Origin of the sequence: Taklimakanibacter lacteus (genome assembly GCA_003576695.1) — a bacterium.
Classification (GTDB): Bacteria; Pseudomonadota; Alphaproteobacteria; order Rhizobiales; family Aestuariivirgaceae; genus Taklimakanibacter; species Taklimakanibacter lacteus.
Genome location: QOZQ01000012.1, coordinates 145,079 through 161,386, shown reverse-complemented (window position 1 = coordinate 161,386; position 16,308 = coordinate 145,079). Strand labels below are relative to the sequence as shown.

The window sequence follows — 16,308 nt, the reverse complement described above, 5'->3', positions numbered from 1 at the left end:
TCAATCTCCCTGAATATCAGTAGGCGACATAGACATCGGTGAGGAGCTCGGCCGGCGCCGGCATGGGGGCGGCCTTTGCCGTCGCCACTGCCTCGTCGATGAGCTTGAGAACTTCCTTGTCGATGGCCTCGAGCTCTGGCCTCTTGATCACGCCCGCCTCGACGACCTTGTCGGAGAAGAGCTTGATGCAGTCGCGCTGGGCGCGGATATGCTCGACCTCGCCCTTGCCGCGATAGGTCTGCTGGTCGCCCTCGAAATGGCCGAAGAAGCGGATCATCTTGCATTCGAGCAGCGCCGGCCCCCCGCCTTCGCGCGCCCGCTTGATGATCTCGCCCGCCGCTTCATAGACGGCGAAGAAATCGGTGCCGTCGACGGTGACGCCGGGCAGGCCGAAGCCCGCGGCGCGATCGACATAGGAATCGACCGCGACCGCATAGTCGCGCGAGGTCGATTCGGCATAGCCGTTGTTCTCGACCACGAAGATCGCCGGCAGGTTCCACACCGCCGCGAGATTGAGGCTTTCGAGGAACATGCCCTGGTTGGAGGCGCCATCGCCGACGAAGGAGATGCCGACGCCGCCATCGCCGCGGAACTTGGCGGCAAGCGCCGCGCCGCAGGCAAGCGGCGCACCGGCGCCCAATATGCCATTGGCGCCCATCATGCCCTTGGAGAGATCGGCAATATGCATCGAGCCGCCCTTGCCGCGGCACGAGCCCATCGCCTTGCCGTAGATCTCGCCCATCATGCCCTTCACATCGACGCCCTTGGCGATGCAGTGGCCGTGGCCGCGATGGGTCGAGGCGATCCGGTCGCGGTCGTTGAGATGCATCATGATGCCGGTGCCGGAGGCTTCCTCGCCGGCATAGAGATGCACGAAGCCCGGAATGTCGCCCTTGGCGAATTCATTATGCAGCCGCTCCTCGAATTCGCGGATCGTCCGCATCGTTCGATAGGCCTCGAGCAGGCCCTGCTTGTCGAGCGGAAACGGATTCTTGCTCATGGATCTCCTCCCATCACGAAACCTGGCGTTTCATTGTCATCAGACCGGCCCGCCGCATCAGCCCGTGGCGCGCCGCATGATCCATGACGGCGGCGACATTGACAGTACGGAAGGCGTTTTCTTCGAGAGCGACCTGAACCCGGTCGCGCTCGGAAAAGGACAGTTCGCGCTCGCCATCGAGCGCGATGGACCCGGCGGCAATCTGCGGTCCGTGTGATTTGCCGGCCACCAGCTTCTGCCAGGAGGCGATGCCGATGGGCCGCATATAGCCGGGCGCGATCGGCACGGTCAGCGCGAGCGGCGCGTCCTCGACCGGCGCCAGCAGCACATGCAGGCCGCCCGGCTCATGCCGCCGCACCGGCTCGAGAAGCCCGGCAATGGCCGACATGCCGATGACCTCGGGATCGGCGAAGGTGACGAAGAGCTCGCGGAAGGTTTCGGGCTTCCACAAGGCACGCGCTCCCACCACCCGTTCGGTGACGAACGCTACATCGACAAGCGCGATTTCGGGCGCCTGGTCGTTGACGCGCACGACGAGCTTCTTGTTGGGCGCATAGGCGACGGTTTGGGGCACCCTGCCCGTCACCGCGAGGCCGACGGCGAGCCCGGTGATGGTGGGCTCGCGATGCTCCGGGAATGCGTTGTTGGTGCCGGTCGAGATGCCGGCGATCGGCACATCGCCCGAACGCGAGACGACGGCGCGATGCGTGCCGTCGCCCCCCAGCACCACGATGGTGCCCACTTTCATCTGGCGCATGAGGTCGGCGGCCCTGATCGTGTCGTCCACCGTGCCGGTAATGGCCATGTCGAGATAGGTGATCTCGGGGAATTCATGCTCGCCCAGATTGCGCGACCGTTCGACGCCGCGGCGCACATGATGCCGGATCCCGCCATTTTCGGGCATCATGACAACCTGGCCGACGCCCGAAGCCTTCAGGCAGGCGAGCACCCTGAGCACGATATTGGCGCGGTCGGTGATCTGGAGGCTGGTCGCATTGGCGATCACGCGACGGATGTCGCGTGCCGAAACTGGATTGGCGATGATACCGACAAGCGGTGCCAAGCGAGGGTTCCTCCAGGTACCTTCCCGGGAGGGAAGGCTCGAACATATTGTTTTTGGAGCATTTCTTCGTCAAAACTCCTCGTTTCAACATCGGAACGCTCAAGCCTCACGATGACTCCTGAAAAACATTTTCACAAGCGCCAAGGCTTGATCCCGCAGCGTCATGGGACCTTGGTCGTAGGTTAGTCCTGGACTGGCCCGGAAACCGAAACCAACCCGCTCGTCAAAGCGAGAAAAATCGAACAATTCCGAACGTTGCCGTCATGCCCCGCCCAGGGCTTCCGCCATTCTCTCTCTGTAAGGCGTTGCCGCGCCGCGATCATCCCCGGGTCTTGCCAGGTCCAGATCGCGCACGGCAAGACCGCAAAGCTCGGCAACTCTTGCAAGCGCCGAATGCGGATCGGAGATCATGTCCTCGTAGGAAACGATGCGCACGATCCCCGGCCAGAGCCTTTGGGTTTGCTCCATCATCTCATGATACCACGCGACATATCGGAATGTGGCGGCGAGGTCATAGGAATAGGGATGACCTGATTTGTATTGTTTCATGAAAATGCGCAGCGCCAGGTCATGCACATCGCGCTTGATGAACACAAAGCGCGCGTCGGGCACCGCCATGGCGAAGCGCCAGGCATCGATGATCCGCGCCGGATGGGTATTGGTGAACAGCTGGGCACCCGCGGCGCGCTCCTTCAGCTCCGCGAGATAGGTCTCGCGAAAGATTTCATCGAGCTGAGGCGGCAATTCCACCAGCTGCGAGCGCGTGACGAGCCCCGAACTCTGGAATGTGTGGCGGATGGCGTTTTCGACGATCGGGTTCTCATAGCCGCGCCGAACACCAGGCAGCAGCGCCACGAGTCTTTCCATTGTAGTCTTGCCCGATCGCGAGGGTCCCAGGATGAACAGCGATTGGCACGCCGACTTTACGGCAGGCGCTCTGGCACCGGTCCCGCTCAAGCCCTTCAAATGCTCGAGATGGCGCAGGCGCGACGCCTCTTCCTTGCTCGCCTGATCGGCGACGGTGGCGAACACCTTGGCGTTGGTCGCAACGAGCGCGCTCCACGCCTCGGAATAATGTTGCGCCCTGTCCAGGGCGGCGGCACGCCCAAAGCCGATCATGGTCTCGAAACCGTCGCTTCTCTTGCCGTCCGGAGCGCGAAGCTCCTCGAGCCGCTTCAGGACATCCATATTGACGATTCCCGCGGGCATCTGACTGAGCGCCAGAAGCGCCGGTGCATCCTGCGGATCATCATGGACCATGGAGTGGAATATCTGTGCTGCTTCCTCGGTGCGGCCCAGATGCGTGAGGCTCCAGCCAAGCCCCAGCCGCATTGCCTTGAGAGAGCGATCCAGGGAATAGGCTTTCTCATAGGCCGAGCAGGCCAGCTCATATTCACGTTCCTCACGATAGATCTCGGCGAGAGTGGCCACGATGCTCGCATCTCCCGGCATGAGCCTCTGGGCCTGTTCGAGCGTCCGCATCGCCATTTCGCTGGCGCCGAGCTTGAGATAGATGCCGGCGAGCGCCGTCAGGATCTTCCAGTCCCGGGGGCTGAGCATGGCCGCACGGCTCAGATGGAGACGCGCTGCCTCATAGTCGCGCCGATCGGCCAGAACGAGGCCAAGGGTCTGAAGGGCTCCGACATAATCGGGATGAGCCTTGAGGAGCTCGGCACATATGGCTTGCGCCTTGTCCAATGCCTTGGACTGCCTGAGCCTCTCGGCTTCGCGCAAGCGGGCATGGCTCTGCAGCAGCGGATTGACGGGAGGCCCCCTCACTTCAACACCTGTCCATCGTTTTCATCGACACCCGCTTTGACAGCTCAGCCAACCTTACTGTTTCGTAATTTTTCTTCGAGTGTGACAAGAAGATCACAGTTCCATTACAACTCAAGGATAAATAAAGAGTAATAAAATCAAATGGATATGACAAGAGGGCGACTTTCCCGGGAACTGGCCGGGTGGGCCCTTAACCTTGTCTTACCGTAGGTTATCTCATAGTTTAACGCGTGAGGGTTATGGGGAAGCGACAATGAAAAAAGCACTTCTGGCAAGCACTGCGGCAATTGCGATGCTTTTGGCTGTGGAGACAGTGGCCCACGCCGCCGACATCGTCCCGGAACAGCCAGCGGCCATGACGGATTGGAGCGGTTTCTATATTGGCGGTCATGTGGGTTATGGCTGGGCCAATATGAGCGGCTGCTATGATTGCGATGACTCAAGCTCCGTATTGGAGGCGGAGGAACTCGACCTCGAGGGCGTCGTGGGCGGCCTCCATGCCGGCTACAACTGGCAGATGGATCATGTCGTCTTTGGCCTCGAGGCCGACGTGACCTTTACCGATCTCAAGGATTCGGAACAGGCGCCCGATCCCGATGAGGACGAGGAGCAGACGGGCGACATCGACCTTCTGGCCTCGGTGCGCGCCCGGCTCGGCGTCGCCTTTGACGATGCCCTGCTCTATGTCACCGGCGGTATCGCCATTCCCGAGGCGAAATGGGAAGAAACCGGGGAAGACAGCGGCGATGTTAAATTTGGTGAGATCGGCGGCGTTGTTGGGGGCGGCATGGAATACGCCCTGACCGAAACGATCCGCCTGCGCGCTGAGGGGCTCTATTACTTCTTCGACGAGAAGGAAAGCGTGGAAGACCTTGACGGCGCGGGCACCGGGGATGCGATTGAGCTGGACGACGTCATTGTCGTCCGCGGCGGCGTGAGCTTCTATTTCAACTGACAAAAAACGCAAATTAAGCCTCTGGGAGCGGGCTTTCCCGCTCCCTTTGCTTTACGCCCCATATGGGCAAAGTTAGGGGTTGAGCCCCCAAATGGGGGGCCGGGCCGGCCAAACTCGCCCAAAATCGCCCCTAACCGCTTATTTTCCCGTGGCTTCCCCTTGACGGTCCGGGTGGCAGGCCCTATCTCACCCGGCAACTGCTGGCACTCTCCAAAGGGGAGTGCTAGCAGGCGCCGGAAACGGGGTTGGGAGGCCTCGCTCTCCTTCTCTCCAGGCTCCGGCAACCCATCGAACAATGCGACCAACGAAGGAGACATCGCATGAAGTTCCGTCCTCTGCACGACCGCGTGGTTGTGCGCCGAGTTGAGGAAGACACCAAGACCAAGGGTGGCATCATCATCCCCGAAACCGCCCAGGAGAAGCCCATGCAGGGCGAGATCATCGCCGTCGGCCCGGGCGGGCGCGACGAAGCGGGCAAGCTGATCCCGATCGACGTCAAGGCCGGCGACATCGTGCTGTTCGGCAAATGGTCGGGCACCGAGGTCAAGATCGACGGCACCGAATATCTGATCATGAAAGAGTCGGACATCATGGGCGTTCTCGAGGGCAAATCGGCCTCGAAGAAGGCAGCCTGATCTGATCCGTCTGTAGCGCAACACTTTAGTTCAGAGGAAATACAAACATGGCAGCGAAAGAAGTCCGCTTCGGTGGCGAAGCCCGCGAGCGCATGCTGCGCGGCGTCGATATTCTCGCCAATGCGGTCAAGGTCACGCTCGGTCCCAAGGGCCGCAATGTCGTGATCGACAAGTCGTTCGGCGCGCCGCGCACCACCAAGGACGGTGTGACGGTCGCCAAGGAAATCGAGCTCGAGGACAAGTTCGAGAATATGGGCGCCCAGATGGTGCGCGAAGTCGCCTCCAAGACGAATGACGTCGCGGGCGACGGCACCACCACGGCTTGCGTGCTCGCCCAGGCGATCGTGCGCGAAGGTGCCAAGGCGGTTGCCGCCGGCATGAACCCGATGGATCTGAAGCGCGGCGTCGATCTCGCCGTGCGCACCGCCATCGAGGACATCAAGAAGCGCTCGAAGAAGGTCAAGGGCTCCGACGAAGTCGGCCAGGTTGGCACCATCTCCGCCAATGGCGAGAAGGACATTGGCGACATGATCGCCAAGGCCATGCAGAAGGTCGGCAACGAAGGCGTCATCACGGTTGAGGAAGCCAAGTCGCTCGACACCGAGCTCGACGTCGTCGAGGGCATGCAGTTCGACCGCGGCTATCTCTCCCCCTACTTCATCACCAATGCCGACAAGATGATCGCCGAGCTGGAAGATGTTTACATCCTCCTGCACGAGAAGAAGCTGTCGGGCCTCCAGGCCATGCTCCCGGTTCTCGAAGCCGTGGTGCAGACCGGCCGTCCGCTCCTCATCATCGCTGAGGACGTCGAAGGCGAAGCTCTCGCCACCCTCGTCGTCAACAAGCTGCGTGGTGGCCTCAAGGTCGCGGCCGTCAAGGCCCCGGGCTTCGGCGATCGCCGCAAGGCCATGCTCGAGGACATCGCCGTCCTCACCGGCGGCCAGGTGATCTCGGAAGATCTCGGCATCAAGCTCGAGAACGTCACGGTGGAAATGCTCGGCCGCGCCAAGCGCGTGCGCGTCGAGAAGGAGAACACCACCATCGTCGACGGACATGGCAAGAAGAACGACATCCAGGGCCGCGTTGCCCAGATCAAGCAGCAGATCGAAGAGACGACGTCGGACTACGACCGTGAGAAGCTCCAGGAGCGCCTGGCCAAGCTCGCGGGCGGCGTCGCCGTCATCAAGGTCGGCGGCTCGACGGAAGTCGAAGTGAAGGAGCGCAAGGACCGCGTCGACGACGCGCTCAATGCGACCCGCGCCGCGGTCGAAGAAGGCATCGTGCCGGGCGGCGGCGTCGCTCTGCTGCGTGCCAAGAAGGCCGTTGACGGTCTGAAGTCGGACAATGCCGACATCCAGGCCGGCATCAAGATCGTGTCGCGCGCGCTTGAAGCCCCGATCCGCCAGATCGCCGAGAATTCCGGCGTCGAAGGCTCGATCGTGGTCGGCAAGGTGCTCGAGAAGTCGGGCAATTACGGCTTCGATGCGCAGACCGAGGAATATGGCGATCTCGTCGACAAGGGCATCATCGACCCGACCAAGGTCGTGCGCACCGCTCTTCAGGACGCTGCCTCGGTATCTTCGCTCCTCATCACGACCGAAGCCATGGTTGCCGAGAAGCCGAAGGACAAGCCGGCGGCCCCGGCGATGCCGGGCGGCGGCGGCATGGGCGGCATGGACTTCTAGGAAGTCCGCTCATTGCGAATACAGCGAACCCCGGTGGCGACACCGGGGTTTTTTCATGCCCGGATGAGATCGGGACCGGATTCTACAAAGTCGTTCGTGTTGGCCTCGCGCGTAACGACGACAGACGCCAGCTCCTTCACCGCACATACGCCATAGGCCGAGACGGCGCCGATCTTCTCCGATGTTATGAGCGACACCGTCTCAGCCGAGCGCTCCATGATGGCGCGTTTGATCGCCGCTTCCTCGAAATCGTCGGTCGTGCCGCCCTCCTTCGCATGAAGGCCGGTCAGCCCGACAAAGCCGATATCGAAACTGAGGCGGCGGAGTTGCTCAAGCGCCTGGGCGCCCACCGCCACCATCGAATGCCGGAACAGCACGCCGCCGACCAGGATGACCTCGATCGCCTCGAACGGCTCGAATGCCGCCGCGATGGTCGGGCTGTGGGTGATGACAGTGATCGAGAGATCGAGCGGCAGCGCCCGGATAAGCTCGATATGGGTCGTGCCGCCATCGATGAAGACCCTCTGCCTGCGGGAAATCAGGCTTGCCGCTTTCGCGCCCAGACGACGCTTCTCCTCGGTCGCCATGCCGCGCCGGGCGGCCAGATTGGCGACCGTTGGCGAGGCCGGCAGCGCCCCGCCATGGACCCTTTGCAGGAGCCCCTCAGCCGCAAGCTCGCGCAGGTCGCGCCGGATCGTGTCTTCCGAGAGAGCGAGCTCAGCACTCACTTCCTTGGCGATGATGCGCCCCTCCTTGGCGAGGCGGGTGAGCAGAAGCTGCTTTCTTTGTTGGGTCAGCATTGCACGAAATTACATGATCTTGCACGATTTGTCACGATATGAGATGGTCCGCCGGTCAGTTCGCAAAATCGGAGTTCCGCATGTCCAAGAAGCCCATGATGATCCTGATCGCCGGCCCCTACCGTTCCGGCACCGGCGATGATCCCGCCAGGATGGAAGCCAATCTGAAACGGCTGGAGGAAGCATCCTGGCCGATCTTCGCCAAGGGCCATGTGCCGATGATCGGCGAGTGGGTGGCGCTGCCCATCTGGCACACCGCCGGAGGTCAGTCGGTGGGCGATGAACTCTATGATCATATCCTGCATCCGACCGCCGGTCGCCTGCTCCAGCATTGCGATGCGGTCTTGCGGCTTCCGGGCGAGTCCAAAGGTGCTGAGAATGACGTCCGCGTCGCGCGCGAACGCGGCATCCCGGTTTATTTTGACATTGCCGAGATTCCCGACCACGCTTGAGCAGAACGAACGGGCGGGATAAAAGTCTCGCCCGTTCTTTGTTCGGACTTGAGACTTCCTGGAGGATTGCATGCGTGTGGGATTGCGGACTGTGCTGATGGCGGCGGCGTTCATGGCCTCGGGCGTCGTCGGCGCTGAAGCCATGGACGACATGAAGCTCCAATATGGCACCTATGCCCGCGAGATCGACTGGTGCAAGGCGAGCCGGTCGGACCAGAATGGGCCCGACTACAAGGAGAAGCGCGCTTTCATCAATCTGAGCGAAAGCGAGATCAACTGGAACCAGAGCGTCGGCAGGATCACCAATGTCACGGTCGATCGCAACAAGATCAATCTTGCTTTGGAGATGACGGCCGAGGGCACGACCAAGCCGACGACCCTGTCGCTCATCCGCAAGAACAAGAAGACCTTCGTCCTGATCGGCGTGAATTTCTACTACTGCAGCACCTATCAGCCCAATCCCTGGCTCGGCCGCTGATCCTTCGCTGGCGCATGATCTTTCCGGAAAACCGGTATCCACTTTTCCGGATCATGCTCTACATCCACAGCGTCGGCCTTGTGATCATCAGCCAGAAAACGCAGAGCAGGCTGATGAAGGCAGGCCAGCCGAGGACGAACCACAGGCGCATGATGCGCTGATAATCGGCGCCGAGCGGCGTCCCCTGCACTGAAGCGGCCGCCGCCAGCCTTTGTGCCTTGATCTGCAGGCCGACCACTGGCAGCCAGCAGGCCAGCGCCACAAGATAGAGACAGAAGCTCGCGACCAGCCAGGGCTCACTGAGCTCAATGCCGGCAAGATGCGCCAGCGCGATGCCGGTCAAAGGCTGAACGATGCCGCTGATGCCGGTGAATATCCAGTCCGCTTGCACCACCATGCGTCCGACCGATGCGATGATCTGGGCATCCCGGGTGCGATGCGCGCGCCAGAAATAATAGGCGGTGCCGGCGCCAAAGCCGAACAGGATGGTCGAGCTCAGAACATGCAGCCATTTGATCAGGAAATAGGGCTCGATCATCTCGGCGTCCTGATCGCCCCATAGCACAGCACGGCGCCCAATATCGGCAGGTTCTTGAGGAGCGGTCCCAGCGGATCGAGCCACAAGGCCGGACGCGCGACGGTCAGCGCCAGCGTATAGAAGACGATGACGGCCACTTGCAGCGCCGTGGTCTCGCGGCCGCTGAGGATCAGGACCGCAATGGCGAGATCGATGAGGCAGGTCAGCAGCACCACCGGCAAAACGAAGCTTTGACCAAGGCCCAGTGCTGCCAGCGCCTCTTGCACCAGCGGAAATCCTGAGAACAAGCCGACCAGGCCCGAGACAAGCCACATCGCCGCGAGCGCGAATTTGAGCACCGGCGCCAGGAAGAACAGGCGCGCATGCCAGCGATCCTGGGCTTCGGCGGGCTCGGCCATCATCGCCGCGGCAAGCGAGCGCGGCGCGAAACCGATCTGATTGGCGAAACGCCGGCCGTCGCCCGCATTTCCGGCGATGAGCTGGGCCAGTGTGTTGCTGGATATGGGGCCGCCGCCGATGCGGTCGCCGAGCCGCGCCAGGAGCCGCATCACCGCCAGGGGAATGGAGAAGAAAGACGCTGGCTTGAAGCCCAGCCATGACCGGTAGCGCGCCAGGAGATCACGCAGCGGGATGATCTCAGGCCCCGCGGGCTCGAGAACCTGATGAATGAAGCGCCCCTCCTCGCAGACGATCCGCACCGCTCGGGCAAGGTCCTGGGCATGGAGCGGCGAGAATGGAAAATCGCCATCGCCCGCCAGAGGCATGAACAGCGGAAATCCGGCGAGCCCGCGCAACAGGGATGTGCCGCCATAAGAGCCTTTCGCCACGATGAGCGACGGCCTGAGGATGGTCCAGTCGAGCGAGCCGTCGCGCAGCAGTTGTTCGCCGGCAAGCTTGGCCCGCGCATAGTCGGTATCGACATCGGGTCTGGCGCTGATCGCCGAGATCAGCACCACGCGTTTGACGCCCCGCGTCGCACAGGCTTCATAGAGAGCCCGGGGTGCGGTGACATGCACCGCCTCCATATCTGCACCGGTGAGGACGCCTGCGGCATTCACCACCGCATCGATATCCTTGAGCCGTTTCAGCCAATCGGCGGCGGAGACATCGCGGGCGAGATCGCAGGCGACGGCCTCGACCCCGGGAAAAACGCTGGCGAAATTGTCAGGACGGCGGACCGCGCCGACGGGCATATGGCCGCCGGCCAGCAATTCGGACACGATGTGCCGGCCGATGAAGCCGCCTGCTCCCAGGACCAGAATGCGCAAGGATCAACCTCGAAATTCAGCGGGCATCATCGTAGGGGGATTGACGATGATTCGCAGAGCCCCGACGATGGCAGCCGGACAAGCGGTGAGGTTGAGATGAGCGATTATCCCTTTGATCTTGGAAACTATAGCCGGCCGGTCACGACGTCATCGCCTGTCGCGCAGACCTGGTTCGATCGCGGCCTTGCCTGGTGCTATGGCTATAATCACGACGAGGCGGTGCGCTGCTTCGAGAAGGCGGCCAAGGCCGATCCGCAATGCGCCATGGCCTGGTGGGGCATCGCCTATGCGGCGGGTCCCAATTACAACAAGCAGTGGAAGGCTTTCGACACGGTCGATCTCGAGCGCTCGCTGGCCACGGCTCACAAGGCGACCGCAGAGGCGCTGAGGCTCAAGGACAGAGCAAGCGCCGTGGAGCGCAGGCTCATCGAACCTCTGGCGCTGCGCTATCCCTCGAATGAGCCGGGCCAGGTGACGCCGATCTGGAACGATGACTATGCCGCGGCCATGCGCAATGCCTATCGCAGCTTTCCGGACGATCTCGATGTCGCCGCCCTCTTCGCCGAGGCGATCATGAACCGCACCCCCTGGCAGCTCTGGAACATCGAGACCGGCAAGCCCGCCGAGGGAGCCGATACGCTGGAAGCCATCGCTGTTCTGGAGAAATCCATGACGCTTGCCGGCGGCAATGACCATCCGGGCCTGCTCCATATGTATATCCATCTGATGGAGATGTCGCCCTTCCCAGAGCGCGCTTTGAAGGCCGGCGACCGATTGCGCCAGCTTGTGCCCGATGCCGGCCACCTCCTCCATATGCCGACCCATATCGACGTGCTGTGCGGCGACTATCTCAACGTTGTCGAGTGGAACGACCGCGCCATCAAGGCCGACCGCAAATATCTGGCGAAGGAAGGGGCGCCTAATTTCTATTCGCTCTATCGCTGCCACGATTATCATTTCAAGCTCTATGGCGCGATGTTCCTTGGCCAGTATGCGCCGGCGCTGGCGGCGGCCGAGGAAATGGCCGCGACCCTGACCGAGGATCTCCTCACCATCGAGTCGCCGCCCATGGCCGACTGGCTCGAGAGCTTCGTGCCGATGAAGATGCATGTGCTGATCCGCTTCGGCAAATGGCATGAGATCATTGCCGAGAAGCTGCCCGCCAATCGCGATCTCTATTGCGTGACGACGGCGATGATCCACTATGCCAAAGCGGTGGCGTTCGCGGCCTCAGGCAATGTGCCGGCGGCGGAGAAGGAGGCGGAGAGCTTTCATGCCGCTGTCGCGAAAGTGCCGCCCACCCGCTATCTCTTCAACAACACCTGTCTCGATATTCTGGCGATCGCCGCCGAGATGATGAAAGGCGAGATCGCCTATCGCCAGGGCCGGCACGATGAGGCCTTTGCGCATCTGCGCCGCTCGGTCGAGCTTGACGACAATCTGCCCTATGACGAGCCCTGGGGCTGGATGCAGCCGACCCGCCATGCGCTGGGCGCGCTGCTCCTCGAGCAGGGCAAGGTCGCCGAGGCCGAAGCGGTCTATCGCGCCGATCTCGGCCTCGACCACACTTTGCGCCGCGCCTGCCAGCACCCGAACAATGTATGGAGCCTGCATGGCTTCCACGAATGCCTGGTGAAACTGGGCAAGTCGGACGAGGCCGTGATCATCAAGAAGTCGCTCGATATCGCGGTCGCCCGCGCCGATGTGCCGGTCAAGGCCTCGTGCTTCTGCCGGCTGCAGGCGGTGGCTTAACTCGGCTTGTAGACCTTCAGAAAGAAAGTCACCGCGCGCGCCACCTGGCTTGCGATCTCGGCCTCGCTCGGCGTCGGCGCGGCATTGAACAGGAGCCGGCGCAGCGAGCCCGCCTGCGACAGGTCCATGAATTGCTGGGCGGCAAGCCCGCAGTCCTCGATCTCGACCTTGCCGGCCTGCACTTGCGCTTCGAGATAGGCGGCGAGCTTCTCCAGGCAGATTTGCGGGCCCCGCGCATAGTAGTCGGCGCCGATCTCGGGCATGCGCTCGACGATCGAGAACACGGTGCGCATCGCCTTGATGTAATAGGGCCGGGTCAGCAGCCCGAGGAATTCCTGGCCGAAGCGGTTGAGCACCGCCTCGATATCGTGGTCATTGTGGTCGAGCGAGATGACCGGCCACAGATCGGCGCGCTTCTCCTCGGCGATCAGATCGACGAACAGCCGCTCCTTGCTTTCGAAATAGACATAGAGGGTGCCTTTCGACACCCCTGCCACCTTGGCGATGTCGTTCATGCTGGCGCCGTCGAAGCCTTTGGCAAGGAACACTTTGCGCGCGCCTTCGAGGATCTGGTGGTATTTCTTGAGATCCTGGCCGGGGGCCAGATCGAATGGCGGTGGCCTCTCTTCATCTACCAGCGTCACGTATTTCTCCATCGGCGGCTTCCACCTCACGCCGCAAAAGCATTCAACCTCAACGGGTTAGGATATAATCCTAACATTACGCTCGAACCCGGCAGTTCAGTCCCGCTGACGATTCCCAAGTCGAGAATACCACAAACCACCCTAACGGAAGTCACCGGCAACATTAAATTTTGACCGAACCGTTCGGTTCGATCTTGATTTAGGACGAGCCCAGGCCTATTTCAAGCAGTCGCTGACCGAACTGTTCGGTCAACGTCCAGCTCCGATCCGGAGACCCTTATGAATGAGATCGCCCCAGATCATGACGGGTTTGGCTCCGAGCGAGCCAAACCCGTAAGCGTGATCGATTCCAATGTTTTGGAGCGGGACTTCCGCGAAAAGCCGGTATCCGCTTTTTCGCGTCCCACTCCATTGCAGCCGGAGAAGGCGGTTCCGGCGCCTACCCCCGTTCTGTTGCGGGAAACGGCCGAATCCCCTGACCGGCCGAAGACTGGCCCCGCGGAAGCAACCCCGGCTCCCGTTCTGGCACCCCAGAAGCCCGCGACCCCTCCTCCGCCCGCCAGACGCAAAGGCGGGCGGAGGCTGGGCCTCTTCCTGGCGGCCCTCCTCGTGACCACCGCCGGCTCCTGGTACGGCTATCAGTGGTGGACGACGGGCCGCTTCCTGGTGTCGACCGATGACGCCTATGTGGGCGCCGATTTCACCACCATCTCGCCCCGCATCGCAGGCTATGTCACTACTGTCCTGGCCGAGACGAACAAGTCGGTTCGTGCCGGCGATGCGCTGGTGACGCTCGATGATTCGGACGAGCGTCTCGCCGTCGCCGCGGCCGAGTCGCAGATCGCCTCGCAGACCGCCGCCATCGATCGCATCGACCGCCAGATCGACGCCGCAAAGACATCCGTGACCCAGGCCCAGGCGACGATCAGCTCGGCCCAGGCCGATCTCGATCTCGCGATCGCCGACCTGAAGCGCGCCCAGCGCCTGAAGCAGAGCGATTTCGTGAGCTCCCAGGCGCTGGAACAGGCCAATGCCAAGCAGGAGAAGGCCGAAGCCTCGCTCGAGACGGCCAAGGCCGGCCTGACTTCGGCGCAAGCCAATGTCGCCGTTCTCCAGGCCCAGCGTGTCGAGGCCGAACGCGCCCTCGACCAGGACCGCAACACCCTCGACCAGAAGAAGCTCGATCTCGACCGCACCGTGATCCGCGCTCCCTTTGACGGCGTCATCGGCAATCGCGCGGTGCAGTCCGGGCAGTATGTGTCGCCCGGCCAGCGCCTCTTGGCGCTGGTGCCTTTGTCGAATGTCTATGTCGATGCCAATTACAAGGAGACGCAGCTCTCCGACATCCAGGTCGGCGCCACCGCCGAGATCGCGGTCGATGCCTATGACGACAAGCCGGTGACCGGCACGGTCGAAAGCATAGCCCCCGCTTCCGGCGCCGTGTTCAGCCTGTTGCCGCCCGACAACGCCACCGGAAACTTCACCAAGGTCACGCAGCGCGTGGCGGTGCGCATCGCCGTTCCCGCCAGGGTCGCGGCCGAAGGCCTGCTGCGGCCCGGCATGTCGGTCGTCGTCTCGATCGACAGCCGGACCGGTGCACATCCCGCCAAGGTCGCGGACTTTGGCGATAACGGCTCGAAGAAGCTCGCCGCCGGCGACTGAGCGAGGATGCCATGCAACCCGCAACCGATGTCATGCCGAGGCGGCGTCTCTTCGCCTTCATCGCCATGGCCGTCGGCATGTTCATGGCGATCCTCGACATCCAGATCGTCTCCTCCTCCTTAAGCGAGATCCAGGCCGGTCTCGCCGCCGGCGCCTCAGAGATCTCCTGGGTGCAGACCTCCTATCTCATCGCCGAAGTGGTGATGATCCCGCTGTCCGGCTTCCTCAGCCGCGCACTTTCCACCCGCTATCTCTTCGCCATTGCCGCCGGCGGCTTCACGGTCACCAGCGCGCTTTGCGCCACCGCCACATCCATCGACCAGATGATGGTCTACCGGGCGCTGCAGGGCTTCATTGGCGGCGCCATGATCCCGTCCGTCTTCGCCGCCGCCTTCACCATCTTCCCGCCGCAGCGCCGCGGTTCCATCTCGGCCGTGGTCGGCCTCATCGCCACCATGGCGCCGACCATCGGCCCGACGGTCGGCGGCTATCTCACCAACCTCTTCTCCTGGCACTGGCTGTTCCTGATCAATGTCATCCCCGGCATCGCGGTGACGGCGGCCGCCTATTTCCTCATCGACTTCGACAAGCCCGATCTGAAGCTCCTGCGCAAGTTCGACTATATCGGCCTCGTCACGCTGGCGGCCTTTCTGGGCGGTCTCGAATATGTGCTCGAGGAAGGCCCGCAATATGACTGGTTCCAGGACGAGACGGTTCGCAATCTCGCCATCGTCTCGGCGGTGGGCTGCGTGATGTTCTTCTGGCGCGCTTTCACCGCCGAGGAGCCGGTCGTCGATCTCAGGACCTTTCGCGATCGCAACTTCGCCACCGGCTCCCTCTTCTCCTTCATCGTCGGCGTCGGCCTTTATGGCCTCGTCTATCTCTATCCGGTCTTTCTCGCGCGGGTCCGTGGCTACGACTCCTTGCAGATCGGCGAGACCATGTTCGTCACCGGCATGTTCCAGATGATCACCGCACCCTTCGCCGGCATGCTCGGCCAGCGCTTCGATGCGCGCTGGATCGTCGGCTTCGGCATGGGCCTGTTCGGCATTTCATGTCTCGAGCTCGTGCCGATCACCAAGGACTGGGCCTTTGTCGAGTTGTTCATCCCGCAGGCCATGCGCGGCGTGGCCCTCATGCTCGCCATGGTGCCCATTTCCATGCTGGCGCTCGGCACACTTCCGCCGCAGCTCATCAAGGATGCTTCCGGCCTCTTCAACCTGACGCGCAATCTGGGCGGCGCCGTCGGCCTCGCTTTGATCACGACGCTGCTCAACGACCGCACCGACCTTCACATCGCCAGGCTGCATGAGGCGGTGAACTGGGGACGCCAGGCGGCGGTCGAGCAGCTTCAGACCATGACCCAGGCCTTCACCCCGAGCCTCGGCAGCGACAGTCAGCTCGCCGCCATCAAGATGATGACGCAGACGGCACACCGCGAATCCCTGGTGATGGCCTTCTCCGACGTCTTCCTGGTCCTGGCCTTCGTCTTCATGGCCATGGTCCTGGTGGTGCCCTTCATCCGCAAGCCCGTGCCGCGCGGCGCGCCAGCCGGCGGTGGCAGTCACTGATTGGCTCTCGCCCGCCTCATGCGGCG

Annotated in this window: 15 protein-coding genes; 8 read left to right on the top strand and 7 right to left on the bottom strand. The window is 62.5% G+C overall.

The window, feature by feature from the left end; translation table 11 throughout:
- Positions 1 to 16 precede the first annotated feature (16 nt).
- From DT068_RS23050 to DT068_RS23040, 3 genes are all read right to left on the bottom strand, one after another.
- Entirely contained in the window at positions 17 to 1,000 is a 984-nt protein-coding gene (locus DT068_RS23050; RefSeq protein WP_119392247.1) for a thiamine pyrophosphate-dependent dehydrogenase E1 component subunit alpha, read from the bottom strand.
- A 13-nt stretch (positions 1,001 to 1,013) separates the two neighbouring features.
- Positions 1,014 to 2,063, bottom strand: a complete 1,050-nt coding sequence (locus tag DT068_RS23045; protein ID WP_119392246.1) for an ATP-NAD kinase family protein — start codon at positions 2,061 to 2,063, stop codon at positions 1,014 to 1,016.
- Positions 2,064 to 2,324: 261 nt separating this feature from the next.
- Positions 2,325 to 3,842, bottom strand: coding sequence for a tetratricopeptide repeat-containing sulfotransferase family protein (locus tag DT068_RS23040; protein ID WP_119392245.1), 1,518 nt, complete (start codon positions 3,840 to 3,842; stop codon positions 2,325 to 2,327).
- Between the two features lie 253 nt (positions 3,843 to 4,095).
- On the opposite strand from DT068_RS23040, the gene DT068_RS23035 reads away from it, so the two are divergent.
- From DT068_RS23035 to groL, 3 genes are all read left to right on the top strand, one after another.
- A complete protein-coding gene (locus DT068_RS23035; protein WP_119392244.1) occupies positions 4,096 to 4,797 on the top strand; it encodes an outer membrane protein in 702 nt (233 codons plus the stop codon).
- A gap of 320 nt (positions 4,798 to 5,117) precedes the next feature.
- A complete protein-coding gene (locus tag DT068_RS23030; protein ID WP_119392243.1) occupies positions 5,118 to 5,432 on the top strand; it encodes a co-chaperone GroES in 315 nt (104 codons plus the stop codon).
- Between the two features lie 47 nt (positions 5,433 to 5,479).
- Positions 5,480 to 7,117, top strand: a complete 1,638-nt coding sequence (gene groL, locus DT068_RS23025; RefSeq protein ID WP_119392242.1) for a chaperonin GroEL — start codon at positions 5,480 to 5,482, stop codon at positions 7,115 to 7,117.
- Between the two features lie 53 nt (positions 7,118 to 7,170).
- On the opposite strand, the gene DT068_RS23020 is transcribed toward groL, so the two are convergent.
- Positions 7,171 to 7,917 carry a DeoR/GlpR family DNA-binding transcription regulator gene (locus DT068_RS23020; RefSeq protein ID WP_119392241.1) on the bottom strand — a complete coding sequence of 249 codons (747 nt, stop codon included), beginning with the start codon at positions 7,915 to 7,917 and terminating at the stop codon, positions 7,171 to 7,173.
- A gap of 95 nt (positions 7,918 to 8,012) precedes the next feature.
- Between DT068_RS23020 and DT068_RS23015 the strand changes: the two genes are divergently transcribed.
- Complete coding sequence (locus DT068_RS23015) at positions 8,013 to 8,369, top strand: DUF4406 domain-containing protein (RefSeq protein ID WP_119392278.1); 357 nt, start codon at positions 8,013 to 8,015, stop codon at positions 8,367 to 8,369.
- Positions 8,370 to 8,439: 70 nt separating this feature from the next.
- Positions 8,440 to 8,847 (top strand): hypothetical protein, encoded by a 408-nt coding sequence (locus tag DT068_RS23010; RefSeq protein WP_162914401.1) that lies wholly within the window; start codon positions 8,440 to 8,442, stop codon positions 8,845 to 8,847.
- Between the two features lie 58 nt (positions 8,848 to 8,905).
- Here DT068_RS23010 and DT068_RS23005 read toward each other — a convergent pair whose 3' ends face one another.
- Both DT068_RS23005 and DT068_RS23000 read right to left on the bottom strand, forming a co-directional pair.
- Entirely contained in the window at positions 8,906 to 9,385 is a 480-nt protein-coding gene (locus DT068_RS23005) for a DUF2269 family protein (protein ID WP_119392239.1), read from the bottom strand.
- Entirely contained in the window at positions 9,382 to 10,653 is a 1,272-nt protein-coding gene (locus DT068_RS23000) for an SDR family oxidoreductase (RefSeq protein WP_119392238.1), read from the bottom strand. Before DT068_RS23000 ends, DT068_RS23005 begins: the two co-directional genes overlap by 4 nt.
- 96 nt (positions 10,654 to 10,749) lie before the next feature.
- Between DT068_RS23000 and DT068_RS22995 the strand changes: the two genes are divergently transcribed.
- Complete coding sequence (locus DT068_RS22995; RefSeq protein WP_119392237.1) at positions 10,750 to 12,405, top strand: tetratricopeptide repeat protein; 1,656 nt, start codon at positions 10,750 to 10,752, stop codon at positions 12,403 to 12,405.
- Here the strand turns inward: DT068_RS22995 and DT068_RS22990 are convergent.
- On the bottom strand, positions 12,402 to 13,049 hold the full coding sequence (locus tag DT068_RS22990) for a TetR/AcrR family transcriptional regulator (RefSeq protein ID WP_368905054.1): 648 nt from the start codon (positions 13,047 to 13,049) through the stop codon (positions 12,402 to 12,404). The two genes, DT068_RS22995 and DT068_RS22990, sit on opposite strands and share 4 nt — an antisense overlap.
- Positions 13,050 to 13,658: 609 nt before the next feature.
- On the opposite strand from DT068_RS22990, the gene DT068_RS22985 reads away from it, so the two are divergent.
- Positions 13,659 to 14,711 (top strand): HlyD family secretion protein, encoded by a 1,053-nt coding sequence (locus tag DT068_RS22985; RefSeq protein WP_368905053.1) that lies wholly within the window; start codon positions 13,659 to 13,661, stop codon positions 14,709 to 14,711.
- A gap of 11 nt (positions 14,712 to 14,722) precedes the next feature.
- Entirely contained in the window at positions 14,723 to 16,282 is a 1,560-nt protein-coding gene (locus DT068_RS22980) for a DHA2 family efflux MFS transporter permease subunit (RefSeq protein WP_119392234.1), read from the top strand.
- Positions 16,283 to 16,308: the final 26 nt, after the last annotated feature.